We start from the raw sequence: 18589 nt of genomic DNA, 5'->3' as shown, positions 1-18589 counted from the left end.
AATCGTTCAATGGCCTTGGGCCGTGGAGGGCTTTTGTTGTCGAACGATGCACCGGTCATTGCCATGGACAAGCGAAGAATTCATCCCAACAACTCCATAATCTGGCGAACAACTGGATCATTTGTCCATGACAACATCAAGCTCCGAAACCCCTGGCTGGCACGGGATCGCGGACGTCGAACGCGATACCGGTCTGTCCAAGGACACCCTGCGGGTGTGGGAGCGGCGCTATGGTTTTCCCCTGCCGGCGCGTGATGCCCTCGGCGAACGCCAATACGACAACGACCAACTGATCCGCCTTCGCCACATCCGCCGGCTCATCGATGCCGGGCACCGGCCCGGGCGGGTGGTGGCGCTGTCGCTGGAAGAACTCGTTGGACTGGATACGCAGTTGCGGGCCGAGCGGATTCAATCCGCGGGCAGCCGTTCGGGTGTCCCCGCGGCACCCGCTGCCTGCGACGAGGCCCTGGAGCGCTGGATGCAGGTGCTGCGCAGCCAGGACGCACACGGCCTGCGCCAGGCCCTGGCCCAGGTGCAGATGGAGCGCGGGCTGGCGCGCCTGATCACCGAGTGCGTGGCGCCCATGAACGTGCTGGTGGGCCAGGCGTGGCTTGAAGGCCGGCTGGCGGTGTATGAGGAGCATCTCTACACCGAGATCGTGCAGTCGGTGATGCGCCAGGCGCTGGCCCAGCTGGCGCAGGCCCGCGCACCGCTGCCGCCACGCATCCTGCTCACCACGCTGCCCGGCGAGGCGCACGGTCTGGGCTTGCTCATGGCCGAATGTTTCATGGTGCAGGAGGGTTGCCACACGATCCCGCTGGGCGTGCAGACGCCGCTGCCCGACATCGTGACCGCCGTCAGCCGGAGCGGCGCGGACATCGTGGCACTGGGCTTCACCGCGTCGCAGAACCCGCGCGAGGTGCGCGCCGCGCTTGATCAGCTGCGCGAGCGTTTGCCGCCGCAGGTGGAAATCTGGGCGGGAGGGCAGTGCCCGGCCCTCTACAAACCACAGCGTGGCCGGCCCGCCGGCGCAGGCCCCGTGTACTTTCCCATGGAGCGGCTGCAAGACATCCAGCAAGGTGTGAGCCGCTGGCGGGCGCTTGCCGCCCACGCGGCTGCCGCATGAGCGCGCCACTCCCGCTGCCCAGCCCCCTGCGCCGGCTGGTGCTGGTGCTGGGTGACCAGCTCTGGCTGCGGAACCCGGCGCTGGCGGCCTTCGACCCCGCGCAGGACGCGGTGCTCATGATTGAAGCGCCCGGTGAGGCCAGCCATGTGTGGAGCCACAAGGCGCGCATTGCGCTGTTTCTGTCGGCCATGCGCCATTTCCAGCAGACCCTGCAGCGCAAGGGTTTGCCGCTTCGATATGTGTCTCTGGACGACGCCGAGCTGGACCGCCCCGACTGCGCCAGCTTGCCCGCGCGCCTGCAACGCGTGCTGGCCGAACTCAAACCGCAGGCGCTGTGGGTGTGCGAGAGCGGCGAATGGCGGCTGCAGCAGGACATCGAAGCCACGGCCAAGGCCGCGCAGGTGCCGTTGCGCTGGTTCGACGACACCCATTTCTTTTGCAGCCGCCAGCGCTTCGCGCGCTGGGCCAACGGCCGCCAGGAATGGCGCATGGAGCACTTCTACCGCGAGATGCGCCGCGAGCATGGCGTGCTCATGGAGGGTGGGCAACCCGTGGGCGGCCAGTGGAACTTCGACGCCGACAACCGCAAGAGCTACCCCAAGCAGGGCCCCGGGCTGATCACGCCACCCGCGCGCTTCGAGCCCGATGCCCTCACGCGCGAGGTGATCGACCTCGTGCAGACACGCTTTGCCGACCACCCGGGTGAGCTCAAGAGCTTTGCCTGGCCCGTCACGCCCGAGCAGGCGCGCGAAGCGTTGCGTCATTTTGTGGCTGAGCGGCTGGAGATGTTTGGCACCTACCAGGACGCGATGTGGACCAGGACCCCGTTCGGCTGGCACTCGTTGCTGTCGGTGGCGCTCAACCTGCACCTGATCGACCCGCGCGAGGTGGTGGCCGCGGCCGAGTCGGCCCACCGCGATCGCGGCCTGCCGCTGGCCAGCGTGGAGGGCTTCATCCGCCAGGTGCTGGGGTGGCGCGAGTTCATCCGGGGCGTGTACTGGCTGGACATGCCGGGCATGAAGACCGCCAACCACTTCGGTCACCGCCGCGATCTGCCGGCTTGGTATTGGAACGCACAGACCCACATGGCCTGCATGAAGGATGCTGTGGGCCAGACACTCGAACACGGCTATGCGCACCACATCCAGCGCCTCATGCTCACGGGGCAGTTCGCCCTGCTTGCCGAAGTGAACCCGCAACAGGTGGCCGACTGGTACCTCGCGGTCTACGTGGACGCGATCGAGTGGGTCGAACTGCCCAACGTGGCCGGCATGGCGCTGTTTGCCAATGGCGGGCGCTTCACCAGCAAGCCGTATGTGGCCAGCGGGCAGTACATCGACCGCATGAGCGATCATTGCAAGGCGTGCCGCTACCAGCCCGCGCTGCGCGTCGGCCCACAGGCTTGTCCCGTGACGACGCTCTACTGGAACTTTCTTGACCGCCACGAGACCGAACTCGCAGCGAATCCTCGAACCGCACTGATGGTAAAAAACCTGCAGCGCATGGACGCCACCGAGAGGCAGGCGATCCGCGATCAGGCCGTTTCAACCCTTGCCCGACTCAGCGATCTGTAAGCGGAGTTGCACCCCTGCCGCATAGAATGCGGCCGTACCGAAAGGCCACCATGCTCTACCCCGAACTCTTCAAACAACTCGAATCCGTGCGCTGGGACATGGACAAGGACATCCCCTGGGACCAGTTCGACGCCAGCGCGCTGACCGACGAACAGGCGCAGACGATCAAGATGAACGCGATCACGGAATGGGCGGCGCTGCCGGCCACCGAGATGTTCCTGCGCGACAACCGCGACGATTCCGACTTCTCGGCCTTCATGTCGATCTGGTTCTTCGAAGAACAGAAACACTCGCTGGTGCTCATGGAGTACCTGCGCCGCTTCCGGCCCGAACTGGTGCCCACCGAAAAAGAGCTGCACGACATCCGCTTCGAGTTCGACCCGGCCCCCCCGCTGGAAACGCTCATGCTGCATTTCTGCGGTGAGATCCGCCTCAACCACTGGTACCGCCGCGCCAGCGAATGGCATTCGGAGCCCGTCATCAAGAAGATCTACGCCACGCTCAGCCAGGACGAGGCCCGCCACGGCGGCGCTTACCTGCGTTACATGAAGCGCGCCATCGGCAAGTTCGGCGACGAGGCGCGCGTGGCGTTCGCCAAGGTGGGTGTGTTGATGGCCAGTGCCCGCCGCACCGCACAGGCGCTGCACCCGACCAACCTGCACGTGAACAAAGATTTGTTCCCCAACGACACGATCCAGAGCCGCCTGCCCAACCCGGAGTGGCTGGAGCACTGGCTGGACAAGCAGATCAACTTTGATGCCGTGTGGGAGAACCGCGTGGTGGATCGCATCCTGCACAACATGAGCCTGCTCATGGAGCAGAGCTTCAAGACGGTGCAGGAGCTCAACCGCTTTCGCAAGTCGCTGACGCCGGCCGCTGTCGTTGCACCCGTCTGAGGGCACTGCGCTCCAGCAAAAAGCCCGCCTTCAAGGCGGGCTTTTTGCTGGGCCCCGGCGGGCTGGTCAGGCGTTCGTAACCGGGCCCAGCACGTGGTGCCACAGCGCGCGCACGGCGGCAGCGGACTCGGCCACCAGCGCCGCATCCACCTGCGTGGGGGCTTCGTCCAGCCGCGCGCGGTGCTGGATATGGCGCAGCTCTCGGTAAGCCTTGGCCGCAGCTTCGCCCATGCCGGGCGTGAGCAGACCGGTGGCCTCGGCGCGGCGCAGCAGGTTGATGTTGCCGGTGTTGAAGCGCAGCTCGGGGTGGGTGCGAGAGTGCAGCAGCACCAGGTACTGCACGGCAAACTCCACGTCCACCATGCCACCGGGGCTGTGCTTCACATCGAAACGGGTGCCGCGCACCGGATGCGCCTGGCGCACCTTCTCGCGCATGGCCACGATCTCGCGCGCCAGCGAATCGCCGTCGCGCAGCGCGGTGATCACGTCTTCGCGCACCGCATCGAAGCGCCCGGCCAGCGACACGCCGCCGAGCACGAAACGCGCTCGCGTCATGGCCTGGTGTTCCCAGGTCCAGGCGGTGTTGCTGCCGCGCTGCTGCTGGTAGTTGGTGTAGGCCTGAAAGCTGGTGACCAGCAGGCCCGAGTTGCCGTTGGGCCGCAGCGCGGTGTCGATCTCGAACAGGTCGCCCTCACCGGTTTTCACCGTGAGCCAGTTGATCATCTTGCGCACGAAGGCGGCGTAGATCTCGCCGGCGTTCTCGTGCTCGTCCTCGTAGACGAACACGATGTCCAGGTCGCTGCCGTAGCCCAGCTCCTTGCCCCCGAGCTTGCCGTAGCCAATGATGGCGAAGGCGGGCTCGTCGCGGTGGCGGTTCTTCAGTCGCGCCCAGCACCAGCGCGCGGTCAGGCGCAGCACCGAATCGGCCAGGGCCGAGAGGTCGTCGGCCACCTGCTCGACCGTGAGCACCTTTTCCAGGTCCCGCGCGAGCGTGCGGAACACCTCGGCGTGGTGGGCGCGACGCAGCAGGTTGAGCAGTGCTTCGTCGTCGTCTTCGCCGGTGGAGTGCAGCGCGGCGCGGCGCGATTCGAGCTCGGCCTCGAACTGGGCCGCATCGAAACGGTCGGTGAGCAATTGCTGGCTGGCCAGCTCGTCGATCACGCCAGGGTGTTGCAGCAGGTAGCGCGCGGGCCACTTGGCCGCACCCAGCAGGCGCAGCAGGCGCTCGTGCACCGAGGGCCGCTCCTGCAGCAGGGCCAGGTAGCTGTCGCGGCGCAGCAGCGGCTCGATCCAGTCGGCCATGCGCAGCGCGGCCTCTTCGCTCACCCGACCTTCTTCGAGCCATGCGCCGGTGCGCTGCACCAGCCGCACCAGTCGCATGCGGCTGTCTTCCTTGAGAGCCAGCACGCGCGGGTGTTCGCACCACTGCGCCACCTTGGCGGCAAACGCCACCGGCAACTGGGCGAGCACGCTCTGCAGGTCGTCCACCGAGTTGCGCGGCGTGACGCCGTTCTTGCCGTTGCAACCCTTGCCGTTGCAGCCCCCGTTGGTGGGGCCGCCCAGCAGCGTGTCGAATTCTTGAGCCACCAGCTCGCGGTGGGCATCGAGCGCATGCAGGAACTCGCACACATTGGCGCAACCCATGGTGGCGGCGAGCCAGGCGAGGTCGTCGTCGCGCGTGGGCATCACATGGGTTTGCTGGTCGTCCAGGTACTGGATGCGGTGCTCGACCCGGCGCAGAAAGCGGTAGGCCTCGTCCAGCGCGTCGGCCGAGGCCTGCGGCATGAGGCCGGCGCGGCTCAGGCGGGGCAGCGCGTCCAGCGTGGGCCGGGTGCGCAGCTCGGGGAACTGGCCACCGCGCACCACCTGCAGCAACTGCACGGTGAACTCCACCTCGCGGATGCCGCCGCGCGAGAGCTTCACGTCGTTGGCCCGGCCCGGGTTGCCGGCGGCGCGCTTGGACGCGTGCTCGCGGATCTGTCGGTGCAGCGTGCGCAGCGCCTCGAACACGCCGTAGTCGAGGTAACGGCGGAACACGAAGGGCAGCACCGAGCCGCGCAGGGCGTTGGCGCCACCGGCCGCCACGCAGGCCGCTGGTGCGATCACACGGCTCTTGAGCCAGGCGAAACGCTCCCACTCGCGGCCCTGCACCAGGAAATATTCTTCCAGCGCGCCGAGCGACACCGCGCTCGGCCCCGAGTTGCCGTTGGGCCGCAGCGCGAGGTCGACACGGAACACGTTGCCGTGTTCGGTGGTTTCACCCACGGTGTTGTAGATGTGCTTGACCGCCTTGCCGAAATACTCGTGGTTGCTGATGCGGTTGCGGCCCTGGGCGTTGCCGGCGGTCTCACCGTCGTGGTCGTACACGTAGATCAGGTCGATGTCGCTCGACACATTGAGTTCGCGCGCGCCGAGCTTGCCCATGCCCACCACCCACAGCTGGGCGCGCACGGTTTGTCCCTGGGCGTCGGTGTGCCGGGGTGCGCCAAACAGGTCGTCGAGTTCGTGAAAGGCCAGGCCGCACGCCACATCGAGCGCGATCTCGGCCAGCTCGGTCACGGCCCGCGTGACCGCCTCCAAGGGCGCGCCTTGCTCGCAGTCCAGCACCACCAGCCGCTCCAGCACCAACTGGCGCAGCACCCGCAGCGCTGCCGGCATGGGCAGTCCACGCTGGACCAAGGTGGCCAGGCCAGCCTGCATGGACGCGCGGTCCGGCACACCGTCGGGCAGGCAGACGAGTTCGTCGGGGTAGCGTCGGCGCACGCGTTGCACGAAACGCGAGTGGTCCGCCCGGCGATCAGCCAGCGTCAACCCAGGCAATGCATTCACATTTGATGACAAAGCGGAAACGCCTGTGGTGGAACCCGTGAGATGACTGACCGTCATAATTTGCGTTGGACATGAACCATCAAATCCCGGCGCCCAATGCTTCCTCTGCGTCACACGCAAGAGCCTCGAGAACCCTCAAGACACTCGCTGTGGCCAGCCGTCTGTTGCTGTGGTTGCTGCTGGGAGTCTGGGGGCTCTTCGCACTGACCTGGGCCGGTTTGAATGGCGCGATTGTGCCCCGAATCGGCGAATGGCGCCCCGACCTGGAAAGGTGGGCGACCAGGGCGGTCGGAGTCCCGGTTCGCATCGGTGAGATCCGCGCCGAATCGGGTAGCAGCGCCATGGGTTTTCTACCGGCCCTGGTGCCCTCCTTCGAGTTGCGCGACGTGCAGCTCATCGATGCGCAAGGCCGCGTGGCGCTGCAGCTGCCCCTGGTGCGCACGGCGGTGTCGGTGCGATCGCTCTGGCGGGGCGGCTTCGAGCAGGTCGTGATCGAGGCGCCGGTGCTCGATGTGCGCCGCACTGCGCAAGGGCGCATCGAGGTGGCGGGGCTGGACATGTCCGGACCGAAACCGGGTGACAGCGCCGCGGTCGACTGGTTTTTCTCGCAGAGCGAGTTCGTGATCCGGCACGGCACGGTGCGCTGGACCGATGACCTGCGCCAGCAGCCTGCGCTGGCTTTGAGCGATCTCGATTTTGTGGCGCGCAACACCGCGCGCACCCACCTCTGGCGCGTCGACGCGACGCCGCCGCCGGAATGGGGCGAGCGCATCAGCCTGCGCGGCCAGATGCGCGAACGGCTGATCAGCCTGGGCCAGCGCCCGCCCGAGCAGCCTGTGTGGCACGACTGGAGCGGCGAGCTGTTTGCCGATTTCACCCACGTGGACGTGGCGCGCTTGCGCAGCTACGTGGACCTGTCCGACTGGGGTGTGGACGTGCGCGCCGGGCAGGGTGCGCTGCGCGCCTGGGCCCAGGTGAACCAGGGGCAGGTGGCCGGTGTCACGGCCGATCTGGCGCTGCAGAACGTGGAGGCCCGACTCGGCCCCCGTTTGCCGCCGCTGGCGCTGGAGAACGTGCAAGGCCGGCTGGCCGCGCAGTGGGGTGCCGACGGCTTTGGCGTGACCTCCGAGAACCTGCACTTTCGCACCCGCGAGGGTGAGACCTGGCCGGGTGGGCGCCTGCAGTTGCAGTACACCGCGGCGCAGGCCAAGCGGGCGAGCAGCGTGGCGCTCAGCGCGGAGCAGCTCGATCTGGCGGTGCTGGCGGCCATTGCCGAGCGCCTGCCGCTGCCCGACGCCACGCGCGGCCTGCTGCAGCGCCTCAAGCCTGCGGGCCAGATGGACGGATTCACAGCGCGCTGGCAGGGGCTGGCCACGGCGATCAACGAGAACCCCGACGCCACCATCGATTGGGCGCAGGGCACCTACGAGGCGCGCGGTCGCGTGCAGGGTCTGGCACTGACGGGCGAGCCCAGCGGGCAGATGTCCAGCCGTGGCAACTACCCGCTGCCCGGGCGGCCCGGCATCACCGGCGCCACGGTGGATTTCGAGCTCACCCAGGACGGTGGGCGCGCGCGCGTCACCGTGGCCGACGGCTCGGTCGAGCTGCCCGACGTGTTCGAGGAGCCACGCATCCCGCTGCAGAGCCTGGAGGCCGACGCGTCGTGGCGGATTCAGGGGGACCGCATCGAGGCCCAGCTGGACAACCTGAAGATGGCCAATGCCGACACCGAGGGCACGGGCCAGGTGAAGTGGCACACCAGCGACCCCGCCACCAGCCCGTCGAAGTCGCGCTTCCCCGGCGTGCTCGATCTCACGGCCAACCTCACCCGCGGCGAAGGCACCCGGGTGTACCGCTACCTGCCGCTGACCGTCAATGCCGAAGCACGGCGCTATGTGCGCGAGGCGGTGCGTGCAGGCCGTGCCGCTCAGGTGGCGTTTCGCATGCAGGGCGACATGGACGGCATGCCCTTCAAGAGTGCGACCGTGCCGAGCGAATTCCGCATCTCGGCCGAGTTGAGCGATGTTGATTTTGACTACCTGCCTGCGAGTTTCCAGCCCAGCGGCTCCGCACCCTGGGCGGGTCTGCGGGGCTTCTCGGGCCAGTTGGTGCTGGACCACCTGGCCTTGAGAGTGACGGGGGGCACCTCGGGCTTGGCGGGCGCCAGTGGCGTGCGTCTGAGCGAAGGCGTGGTGGAGCTGGACAATCTGGCCGGCAACACCACGCTCACCGTCAAGGCCAAGGCGCAAGGCCTGGCCAGCGACATGCTGGGTTTCGTGCAGACCTCGCCGCTGAACGCGATGACGGACGCCGTCCTGGCCCAGGCCAAGGTGGGGGGCACCGCCCAGGTGGGTCTGGCCCTCAAGCTGCCCTTGTTCAAACTGGAGGCCTCGACGGTGGCGGGCACGGTTCAGTTCGAGGGCAACGACCTGAAGATGAGCCCGGCCGCGCCGCTGCTGGCGCGCACGCGCGGCACGCTGGCTTTCACCGAGCAGGGGTTCGTCGTGCTGGGAGGCAATACGCGCCTCCTCGGTGGTGATCTCAAATTCGAGGGCGGCCTGCGCACCAACCCGCAAGGCGCGGCGCGTGTGCAGTTTCATGGCCAGGGCGTGGCCAGTGCGGAGGGCTTGCGCGACGGCGATCTGGGTGCTGTCTCGCGCCTGTTCCAGAACGCGTCGGGCACCGCGGCCTACACGGCGCAGCTCGGGTTTCGCGGCGGCGTGCCCGAGCTGGAGGTGAGCAGCAATCTGCAGGGCATGGTCTTGAGCCTGCCCGCGCCCCTGGGCAAGACGGCCGAGGCCAGCCTGCCGCTGCGGCTGGACAGCGCAGTGCTGACGGTGGCCGACGGTGTGGCCCGCACCGACCGCGTCGGGCTGGAACTGGGCTCGGCGCTGGCGCCGCTGGTGGCGCTGCGGTACGAACGCGACCTTTCCGGCCCGGCGCCCCGCGTGTTGCGCGGCAGTGTGGCGCTGGGGCTGGAGGGCGGTGACGTGGCCCCGATGCCCGCCGCGGGCGTGGCGGGCAATCTGCGCTTCGACCAGCTGGACGTTGACGCGTGGTCCCAGCTGGCCAGCAGTGCGGGCGTGCGCGTGCCCCCGCCCACCGCGCCCAGCGCGATCGACCAGGACGCCGAGCTGGCCTACCTGCCCACCACCCTGGCGCTGCGCGCCAACCGCTTGACGCTGGAGGGCCGCACCTTCAACCGCGTGGTGGTGGGCGGCTCGCGCGAGGGCGCGCAGTGGCGGGCCAACGTGACCGCCGACGAGCTCAACGGTTACGTGGAAGTGCGCCAGGCTGGACCCAACACCGCAGGCAGCGTCTTTGCCCGGCTGGCCCGCCTCAAGCTGGAGCCCACCGTGGCCACCGACGTGGAACAGCTGCTGCGCCAGCCCACGAGCGTGCCCGCGCTCGATATCGCGGTCGAAGACCTGGAGATCGCCGGGCGCCGCCTGGGACGTGTCGAGGTGGAAGCCGTCAACCGCGGGGGGCCGACCCGCGCGGGCGAATGGCGTCTGACCAAGCTCAAACTCGCGGTGCCCGAAGCCCGGCTGAGTGCCACCGGCAACTGGGCGCCGCTGTCGGCGGCAAGCCTCCCGCAGGAGCAGCGCCGCACGGCGTTGAGCTTCCGGCTCGATGTGGACGATTCCGGCGCGCTGCTCACGCGCTTCAACCGCCCGGGCCTGGTGCGCGGTGGCAAGGGCCGCATCGAGGGCAGCATCGGCTGGATCGGCTCGCCACTGGCGCTGGACTACCCCACGCTCTCGGGCCAACTGCAAGCCGACTTCGAGCGCGGCCAGTTCCTCAAGGTCGAGCCTGGCGCGGGCCGCCTGCTCGGCGTGCTCAGCCTGCAGGCGCTGCCGCGTCGCCTGGCGCTGGATTTCCGCGACGTGTTCTCCGATGGCTTCGCGTTCGACTTCGTGCGCGGTGACGCGCGCATCGAGCAGGGCGTTCTCTTCACCAACAACCTGCAGATGAAAGGCGTGAATGCCGCCGTGCTGATGGAAGGCACGGCCGATCTGGCGCGCGAACAGCAAGACCTCAAGGTGGTGGTGGTGCCCGAGATCAACGCAGGCACCGCATCGTTGATCGCCACCGCCATCAACCCCGCCATCGGCCTGGGCAGCTTCCTCGCGCAGTTTCTCTTGCGCCAGCCGCTGCAAAGCGCCGGCACGCAGCAGTTCCACATCACCGGCAGCTGGGCCGATCCGCAGGTGGCCAAGGTCGAACGTGACCCGCCCACCGCGCCACCCCGCCCACTGCAGTAAGCTGATCTCCCCGCGCGCTCCGGTCGCGCATTGCGGCCCACCGAAAGACACGCCATGACACAGCTTCACCAACCCACGGCGCCAGGCCGCATGAAGGTCGCCGCGATCCAGATGGTCTCCGGCATCAGCCTGGACGCCAACCTCAGCGATGCCCTGCGGCTGCTGCGCCAGGCCGCGAATGCCGGCGCCGAGCTCGCCGTGCTGCCCGAGTATTTCTGTTTCATGGGCGCCAGGGACGAAGACAAGCTGGTGCTGGCCGAAACCCCCGGTCTGGGCACGGTGCAGGACTTCCTGTCGGACTGCGCGCGCGACCTGAAGATGTGGATCGTGGGCGGGACCCTGCCCATGGCCACCGACGATCCCACGCACGCAGCCAACGCGTCGCTGGCCTACAACCCACGCGGTGAATGCGCCAGCCGCTACGACAAGATCCACCTGTTCCGATACGACAACGGGCGCGAACACTACGACGAGGCGTCGGTGTTGCGCGCTGGTGAAACACCCACCGTGTTCGACTGCCGCGACGCCAGCGGGCAGCACTGGCGCGTGGGCCAGAGCGTGTGCTACGACCTGCGCTTCGGTGAGCTCTACCGCATGCTGGCGGCCGATGTGCTGCTGGTGCCCTCGGCCTTCACCCACACCACCGGTCAGGCGCACTGGGAAGTGCTGCTGCGCGCGCGTGCGATCGAGAACCAGGCCTTCGTGATCGCCAGCGCGCAGGGTGGCCTGCACGAAAACGGCCGACGCACCTGGGGCCACACCATGGTCATCGACCCGTGGGGCGGTGTCATGGCCCTGCAGGCCGAAGGTCCGGGTGTGGTGATGGCCGAGCTGGACTTCGAGCAGCTGCGCAGCGTGCGCGAACAGCTCCCTTCGCTGCAGCACCGGCGCCTCTGAAGCGCATGCGCCGCCCGGCCGTTCCGAAGGCGCTCAGCCCCGCAGTGCGCAGCACGGAAGGTAGTCCAGTGAGCGTCGAGGGCCTGTCGCACGAACACAGCGACCCCGGCTCGCGCCGCTGGGCCCTGTGGGCCGCCCTGGTGCTGCTGGTGCTCGTCTTGTTGGTGGTGCTGGTGTTCCTGGCCCGCGAGTACGAGGAAGGACGCGACCAGCAGGCGCTGGAGCAGGAAGCCGCAGCGGTGGTCAGCGACATCCGCAACGCGCTCGTGCGCAATGTGCAGACCCTGCAATCGCTCAACAGCGTGGCGCCCACCGCCGACAGCTGGAATGCGCCCGCCGCCGAGTTGCTGTCGCAGCACCGCGAGCTGGTGCGGCTGGAATGGCGCGACACCGCGCAGCGGCTGATCAGCCACCGCGACACGCCGTACCTGAGCGATGTGTTCGCCTACCTGGATCGCACGCGCGCCGTGGCCGACGTGAAGCTGGCTTGCGACAACGCGCAGCGCCTGTCGGGCCCGGCGTACTCGTCCAGTTACTTCTGGCCCATGCGCGACGGTCTGGGCATGGAGCTCATGGAGATGTGCCTGCCCGTGGTGCGCTCGGGTGTGGCCAACGGGTTTCTGGTGGCCACCTATTCGTTGCCCGGCGTGCTGTCGGAGTTCACCAAAAGTGAGGAGTTGCGCGGCCGGGGCCTGTCGTTCAACGACGCCGATGGCACGCGGCTGGCGCTGCACCGCATGGTGCCCGGCACGCGCCGCACCCTCAGCGCCAACGCGGTGCTCGAACTCCCGGGCCACACACTGATCCTGCAGCTGCAAAGCCCGCGTCTGGTGGGTGGCCTGTTCCCCAACGTGCTCACCGCCGTGGTGAGCGCGCTGTCGCTCGCCCTGCTGGCCGTGCTGGCCCTGCTGGCGCGCGACACACGCCTGCGCCAGCGCGCCGAGCTGGAGGTGGGCGACGCGCTGGCGTTTCGCAAGGCCATGGAAGATTCGCTGGTGACCGGCCTGCGCGCGCGCGACATGACCGGGCGCATCACCTACGTCAACCCGGCGTTCTGCGAAATGGTGGGGCTGAGCGCCGAACAGCTGATCGGCACCGGCCTGCCCGCGCCCTGGTGGCCGCCCGAGCTGGTGGACGAATACCAGAAGCGCCAGCTGGTTCGTCTGGCCGGACAGACGTTGCCGCGTGAAGGCTACGAGTCGGTGTTCCAGCGCTCCGACGGCACGCGCTTTCCGGTGCTGATCATCGAAGCCCCGCTGATCGACGCCCAGGGCAAACAGACCGGCTTCATGAGCGCGATCCTGGACCTCACCGAGCAGCGCCGCGTGGAAGACCTCAACCGCACTTCGCAAGAGCGCCTGCAGGCCACTGCGCGCCTGGCCACGGTGGGCGAGATGGCCTCGCTGCTGAGTCACGAGCTCAACCAGCCACTGGCGGCGATTTCCAGCTACGCCAGCGGTGCGATCAATTTGCTGGACCAACCCGAGGGAGCGCTGCCGCAGGCCGATCTCTCGCAGGCCATGCGCCGCATCAGCGAGCAGGCCGAACGCGCGGGCCGCGTGATCAAGAGCGTGACCGATTTCGTGAGGCGTCGCGAGCAGGTGCGCGAAGCGGTGTCCCCGCGCACGCTGATCGATGCGATCCAGCCCTTGCTGGTGTTGCAGGCCAAGAAGCAGGGCATCCAGTTGCAGATCGACATCGCAGCTGGTTGCCCGCCGGTGCAGTGCGATCGGACCATGGTCGAGCAGGTGTTGCTCAATCTGGCGCGCAACGGCATGCAGGCCATGGCCCTGGACAATCGGTCGCTGGACACCGGTCTGCGCGTGCTCAGGATTGCGGTGCACCAGACACGGCTGCATTCGGGCCGGCGTCCGGGTGGCGAGCAGCACAAGGAATGGATCACCTTCGAAGTGAGCGACCTGGGCCAAGGGCTGAGCACCGAGGTGCAGGAGAAACTCTTCACCCCCTTCTTCACCACCCGCGCCGAAGGCATGGGGCTGGGATTGAGCCTGTGCCGCACGGTGATCGAGCAGCACGGCGGGGCTTTGACCTACGAGCCGAACCAGCCCAGGGGAACCGTGTTTCGCTTCACGCTGCCCAAGTCAGATTGATGGGTCCCAACGCGCCGGCGTGTTCGCTTCGTTCCACATTTATCATCCGGCCATGACCCAACACCTCGACGCCAAGATCTACCTCGTCGATGACGACGCGGGCGTGCGCGATGCGTTGGCCTGGCTGCTGCGCACGCGCCGGCTGGTGAGCGACGGGTACGACAGCGCCGAGGCGTTTCTGGGCGACGCCCATGCGTGGCACAACGAGCCCACCACGCCGTGTTGTGTGCTGCTCGATGTGCGCATGCCCGGCATGAGCGGGCTGGCCCTGTTCGAGCGTTTGCAGGCCTTGCCCTGGCAAGAGGTCATGCCGGTGATCTTCCTGTCGGGCCATGCCGATGTGGCCACGGCGGTGGACGCGGTCAAGCGCGGCGCCTTCGATTTTTGCGAGAAACCGTTTTCCGACAACGCGCTGGTCGATCGGGTGGAGCGTGCGCTGGACCAGTCGGCGCAGGTGCTGGCCCGCCGGCGCGTGCAGCGCGAGTTGCAGCATCGCCTGAGCAGCCTCACCGACCGCGAGCGTGACGTGATGGATCTCGTGGTCGCCGGCCTGCCCAACAAGCTGGTGGCCGATCAACTCAACATCAGCGTGCGCACGGTGGAGGTTCACCGCTCGCGCGTGTTCGACAAGATGGGCGTGAAGTCGGCCGTGGAGCTGGCCAATGCCCTGCGGCCTTGACGGCCCGCGGTGCCTCAGCGGTCTTCGGGCTGGTCGCCGCCCTGGCGCTGCTCGCGCTTCTGGCGCTCCACCTCCTCCGGCAGCTCGCCTCCTTTGCGCCCTGAAAACATGGTCCACCACACGATGAACACCAGCAACACCAGCGCGCCAAGCGCTTCAAGCAACAACAAGGTCATGGATCGTTTCGGTCAGGTTTCTCGGGCAGTCATGAAGGTGTGGGCGGGTCTGGTCATTGTAGGAAGCCTGGTGTCCTGCGCGGTCGGCCCGGTGCAAACTCCAGCGCCCGTCACGTTGCCCAGCCCACCAGTGGTCGGCGTGCCGGGCGATGCGGGCGCTCTGCCCCCCGCGATCCAGCGCGGCAAAAGCCGCTGGACGCCCGCACGCTGGAACGAGCTGCCGGGCTGGGGACAAGACAGCCTGCACGAAGCCTGGAACGCCTGGGTTCGCGGCTGCGAACGCCCGGCCCCGGGTCAGGCCGGCCCGTGCGCGGAACTGCGCCAGCTCTCCATCGCCACCGCCGCCGAGCAGCAGGCCTGGGTGATGCGCCGCTTCGTGCCCTACCGGGTGACCGAGCCCGACGGCGGCACGCCCGACGGACTGCTCACCGGCTACTACGAACCCATCATGGCGGCCAGCCGCGTGCCCACTGCCACGCACCGCACGCCGCTCTATGCGCCGCCCGCCGGGCTGCGCAGCGGGCAAGCCTGGTACAGCCGCCAGGAGATCGACACCCTGCCCGCCGCGCAGGCCGCGTTGCAGGGCCGCGCCGTGGCCTGGCTGGCCGACCCGATCGACGCGCTGATCCTGCAGATCCAGGGTTCGGGTCGACTCAACGTGGTGGAGGCCGACGGCCGCGCGCGCCAGGTGCGCGTGGCGTTCGCCGCGCACAACGGGCAGCCGTATCAAAGCGTGGGCCGCTGGTTGCTTGATCAAGGCGCGATCCGCGAAGCCTCCTGGGCGGCCATCAAGGCCTGGGCAGCGCAGAACCCGCAGCGCCTGAACGAGATGCTGTGGAGCAACCCGCGCACGGTGTTTTTCCGCGAGGAGGCGCTGTCGGAATTTGACGCCCGGTTTGGCCCGCGCGGCGCACAAGGCGTTCCGCTCACGCCCGGCCGCTCCATCGCGGTGGATCCGCAGAGCATTCCCTACGGCACACCCGTGTGGCTCGCATCAACGGGCCCCACGCTCAACGTGCAGAAGCTGGTGATGGCGCAGGACACGGGCGGCGCCATCGTGGGCGCGGTGCGTGCCGACCTGTTCACGGGCTGGGGCGGCTGGAGCGACGAGGCCTACATCACTGCGGCAGCGCTCAAGCAACCGCTGCAGATGTGGGTGCTGGTGCCTCGTTAAGGCCCAGGGCGCGAGCCCTCAGCGAGGACGGCGCGACGCCACCTTGTGCAACAACTCCAACAACATGGCGCGCTCGGCGGCGCTCAGGTGGTCGTAGGTCACGCGTTCTCCTTCGATCACGCTGTCGGCTGCCGCGCGCGCGATCTTCGCCCCCTTCGGGGTGGTGCTCACGTGTTGTGTCCGGCGGTCGGTGTCGCTGCGCTCGCGTGAGACCAGTCCGCGCCGCTCCAGGCGCTCCAGCCAGTTGGTGAGGTTCGGTGGCGTGACGGCCAGCGCGCGCGCGAGCTGGCGCGCACTCACGCCCGGGTTGTGGTGCACCAGCGCCAGGATGGTGAACTCCACCGGCCGCAGGTCGTGCGGCTTGCCGATGCGTTGCTGATAGATGTCGAGCGTGCTGAGTTGGGCCTGGGCGATCTGGTAGCCCAGGATGCCTTGCAGGCCGGCTTCGGACAGGTGTCCGGCCGGGGTCTCGTCGGGTGCGGGTCGTTGCGGCATGGGCGGATTGTCCCGCAACGCCGTCCCCGGGTATGTACGGATGTGGCGAGATAGATAGATAAGTAACTTAACTATCTGGCATCACCACAACAAGGAGACATTTCCCATGCACGCTCTCATCTCGCGCCTGCCGCTGCTCGCGGCGATCGGTCTGGTCGCCTGCGGTGGCGGCTCGGACGGCCCACCGCCTCCCGCGCCGCCGGCCGCACCGCCAGCGATTCCGCAGCTGAGCCAGGCCACCTCCGGCGCCCTGGTGGGCAACTGCACCGACCTCACTGCGCGGCTCGCCGGTCTTGCGAACACCAGCCTCACTGCGAGCACCGACGTCGCCGCCGGTGTGTTGACCGTGGGCGGCCAGCCCGTGCCGGCCCATTGCCGCGTCACCGGCAAGATGTTCGAGCGCACCAGCACCGTTGACGGCAACGCCTATGCGATCTCCTTCGAAATCCGCTTGCCGCTGGCCTGGAACGGTCGCTTTTTCCACCAGGGCAATGGCGGTATCGATGGCAGCGTGTCCACTGCCACGGGGGCCGGGGGCGGAGGCCCGCTCACCCATGCTCTGCACAAGGGCTTCGCGGTGCTGAGCTCGGATGCCGGCCATGCCGGCGCATTGGGTCCGTTCTTCGGCATCGATCCCCAGGCCCGGCTCGACTATGGCTACCAGGCCGCCGCCAAGCTCACGCCGATGGCGAAAAGCCTGCTGGCCGGTGCGTACGGAAAGGCGCCCGACCGCTCCTACTTCGGTGGTTGCAGCAATGGTGGGCGCCACGTGTTCAACGCGTTTGCCCGCATGCCCGACCAGTACGACGGTTACCTCGCCGGTGCACCGGGCTACAACCTGCCCAAGGCCGCGGTCGCCAACATCTTCGGCGGTCAGCGCTACGCGAGCGTGGCCACCGACCCGGCCGACATCTCGACCGGTTTCACCAACGCCGAGCGCGCCACGGTGGCGGCTGCGGTGCTCGGCAAGTGTGACGCGCTGGATGGTGCCACCGATGGCCTGATCCAGGACGTGGAAGCCTGTCGCAGCAACTTCTCGCTGGCGCTGGATGTGCCGACCTGTCCTGGAGCGCGCGACGGCACGTGCCTGAGCGGTGCGCAGAAGACCGCGATCGCACCCATCTTCAGCGGCGCCACCACCAGCACTGGTGCGCCGATCTACGCGAGCTTTCCGTACGACGCCGGTCTGGGCGCGGGTGGTATTCCATTCTGGGAGTTCGTTGCACCGGTGAACCTGGACTCGGGCGCTGTCGGCGTGATCTTCGCCGTGCCGCCGGCCACGCTCCCCTTCGACGGGCCGGCCTTTGCCCTCACCGGCAACGTCGACAGCATGTTCGCGTCCATCAGCGCCACCAACGCGACCTACACCGAGTCGGCCATGAGCTTCATGACGCCGCCCAACCCGACGCAACTCTCCGCCGTGCGCAACCGTGGCGCCAAGATCATGGTCTACCACGGCGTGAGCGACCCGATCTTCTCGGCCGACGACAGCGCCAGCTGGGCACGGGGTGTCGCCGCCAACCACGCGGACGCCACCGCCTTCGCACGCCTGTACCTCGTGCCGGGCATGGGCCATTGCTCGGGCGGCCCGGCCACCGACCAGTTCGACATGCTGGCTTCGCTGGTCGACTGGGTGGAGCGCGGTGTGACACCCGACAGCGTCACCGCGTCGGCGCGCGGTGCCGGCAACCTCGGTGGCGTGAACGCTGAAGTACCCGTTGGCTGGGCGGCGAACCGCACGCGACCACTCTGCCCTTGGCCGAGGGTGGCGCGTTACAGCGGCAGTGGCAGCCTGGACAGTGCCGCCAGCTTCAGCTGCCAGCTCTGATTAGGTGGTTGGACGGTTCGGTGCGATCGCACGTCACGCGCTTCAAAGCGCCGTGATGTCGGTCTGCACCGGCCAGCGCAGGGATGCGGTGGGGAGGGTGTTGCGGGCGGCTTCGAAGTCGTGCTGCAGCAGCAGTGTGTAGCGCCCGGCGCGTGGCGTGCACAGCCGATAGCCGTCGTTCACCGGGCTGAGTGTGATGCCGCCGGACTGTTCGGTCTGCAGACGCCAGGCGTCGACCTCGGGGGAACTCATGCGCAGGGTCACGCAGAAGCCGCGCTTCATGTTGGACACGATCACCAGCCGCTGCTCGGCACGCCAGTCACCGCCGACGAGCGGGTCCATTTGTGTGGGGTGGCTGTTTTCCAACACCCGCATGATGGGCGGAATGATGATGCGGAAGTCCAGCGATGCGCCTGCATTGCCCTGGATCACCATGGTGCTCTCGCCCATGCTGGGCGCTGGAACCAACAGCAAAGCGCTGGAGGTCAGGCCGGCAAGAAGGGGGCGCAAAGAGCGGGACATGTCCCACTATCGACCCC

Annotated in this window: 13 protein-coding genes; 9 read left to right on the top strand and 4 right to left on the bottom strand. The window is 68.2% G+C overall.

Features of this window, described 5'->3' with window-relative positions:
- Nucleotides 1-127 precede the first annotated feature (127 nt).
- The 3 genes from IV113_RS07210 to IV113_RS07200 are packed head-to-tail and all read left to right on the top strand — an operon-like array spanning nt 128 to nt 3596.
- A complete protein-coding gene (locus tag IV113_RS07210; protein WP_291082271.1) occupies nt 128-1126 on the top strand; it encodes a MerR family transcriptional regulator in 999 nt (332 codons plus the stop codon).
- Nucleotides 1123-2700: a cryptochrome/photolyase family protein gene (locus tag IV113_RS07205; RefSeq protein WP_291082268.1), complete on the top strand. Its 1578-nt coding sequence runs from the start codon at nt 1123-1125 to the stop codon at nt 2698-2700. Before IV113_RS07210 ends, IV113_RS07205 begins: the two co-directional genes overlap by 4 nt.
- A 50-nt stretch (nt 2701-2750) precedes the next feature.
- A complete protein-coding gene (locus IV113_RS07200) occupies nt 2751-3596 on the top strand; it encodes a ferritin-like domain-containing protein (RefSeq protein WP_291082265.1) in 846 nt (281 codons plus the stop codon).
- 66 nt (nt 3597-3662) lie between these two features.
- Here IV113_RS07200 and glnE read toward each other — a convergent pair whose 3' ends face one another.
- Nucleotides 3663-6425 carry a bifunctional [glutamate--ammonia ligase]-adenylyl-L-tyrosine phosphorylase/[glutamate--ammonia-ligase] adenylyltransferase gene (glnE, locus tag IV113_RS07195; RefSeq protein WP_291082262.1) on the bottom strand — a complete coding sequence of 921 codons (2763 nt, stop codon included), beginning with the start codon at nt 6423-6425 and terminating at the stop codon, nt 3663-3665.
- Nucleotides 6426-6496: 71 nt separating this feature from the next.
- Between glnE and IV113_RS07190 the strand changes: the two genes are divergently transcribed.
- From IV113_RS07190 to IV113_RS07175, 4 genes are all read left to right on the top strand, one after another.
- Nucleotides 6497-10690 (top strand): YhdP family protein, encoded by a 4194-nt coding sequence (locus IV113_RS07190; RefSeq protein ID WP_291082259.1) that lies wholly within the window; start codon nt 6497-6499, stop codon nt 10688-10690.
- A 90-nt stretch (nt 10691-10780) separates the two neighbouring features.
- A complete protein-coding gene (locus IV113_RS07185) occupies nt 10781-11587 on the top strand; it encodes a carbon-nitrogen hydrolase family protein (RefSeq protein WP_291082327.1) in 807 nt (268 codons plus the stop codon).
- Nucleotides 11588-11655: 68 nt separating this feature from the next.
- Nucleotides 11656-13698, top strand: a complete 2043-nt coding sequence (locus tag IV113_RS07180; protein WP_291082256.1) for a PAS domain S-box protein — start codon at nt 11656-11658, stop codon at nt 13696-13698.
- 52 nt (nt 13699-13750) lie between these two features.
- Nucleotides 13751-14377: a response regulator gene (locus IV113_RS07175; RefSeq protein ID WP_291082254.1), complete on the top strand. Its 627-nt coding sequence runs from the start codon at nt 13751-13753 to the stop codon at nt 14375-14377.
- A 14-nt stretch (nt 14378-14391) separates the two neighbouring features.
- Here IV113_RS07175 and IV113_RS07170 read toward each other — a convergent pair whose 3' ends face one another.
- A complete protein-coding gene (locus IV113_RS07170; RefSeq protein ID WP_291082251.1) occupies nt 14392-14553 on the bottom strand; it encodes a hypothetical protein in 162 nt (53 codons plus the stop codon).
- On the opposite strand from IV113_RS07170, the gene IV113_RS07165 reads away from it, so the two are divergent.
- The gene (locus IV113_RS07165; RefSeq protein ID WP_291082247.1) at nt 14486-15727 is read left to right on the top strand and encodes an MltA domain-containing protein; all 1242 of its coding nucleotides are present in this window, start codon (nt 14486-14488) and stop codon (nt 15725-15727) included. The genes IV113_RS07170 and IV113_RS07165 overlap by 68 nt on opposite strands.
- Nucleotides 15728-15745: 18 nt before the next feature.
- Here the strand turns inward: IV113_RS07165 and IV113_RS07160 are convergent, their stop codons facing one another.
- Nucleotides 15746-16222 carry a MarR family transcriptional regulator gene (locus tag IV113_RS07160; protein ID WP_291082244.1) on the bottom strand — a complete coding sequence of 159 codons (477 nt, stop codon included), beginning with the start codon at nt 16220-16222 and terminating at the stop codon, nt 15746-15748.
- Between the two features lie 106 nt (nt 16223-16328).
- On the opposite strand from IV113_RS07160, the gene IV113_RS07155 reads away from it, so the two are divergent.
- On the top strand, nt 16329-18050 hold the full coding sequence (locus IV113_RS07155) for a tannase/feruloyl esterase family alpha/beta hydrolase (RefSeq protein WP_291082241.1): 1722 nt from the start codon (nt 16329-16331) through the stop codon (nt 18048-18050).
- Nucleotides 18051-18092: 42 nt separating this feature from the next.
- Here IV113_RS07155 and IV113_RS07150 read toward each other — a convergent pair whose 3' ends face one another.
- Nucleotides 18093-18572: a hypothetical protein gene (locus tag IV113_RS07150; protein ID WP_291082238.1), complete on the bottom strand. Its 480-nt coding sequence runs from the start codon at nt 18570-18572 to the stop codon at nt 18093-18095.
- Nucleotides 18573-18589: the final 17 nt, after the last annotated feature.

Origin of the sequence: Hydrogenophaga sp. (genome assembly GCF_018780385.1) — a bacterium.
Lineage (GTDB): Bacteria > Pseudomonadota > Gammaproteobacteria > Burkholderiales > Burkholderiaceae_C > Hydrogenophaga.
This window is presented reverse-complemented; position numbering and strand designations above follow the sequence as displayed.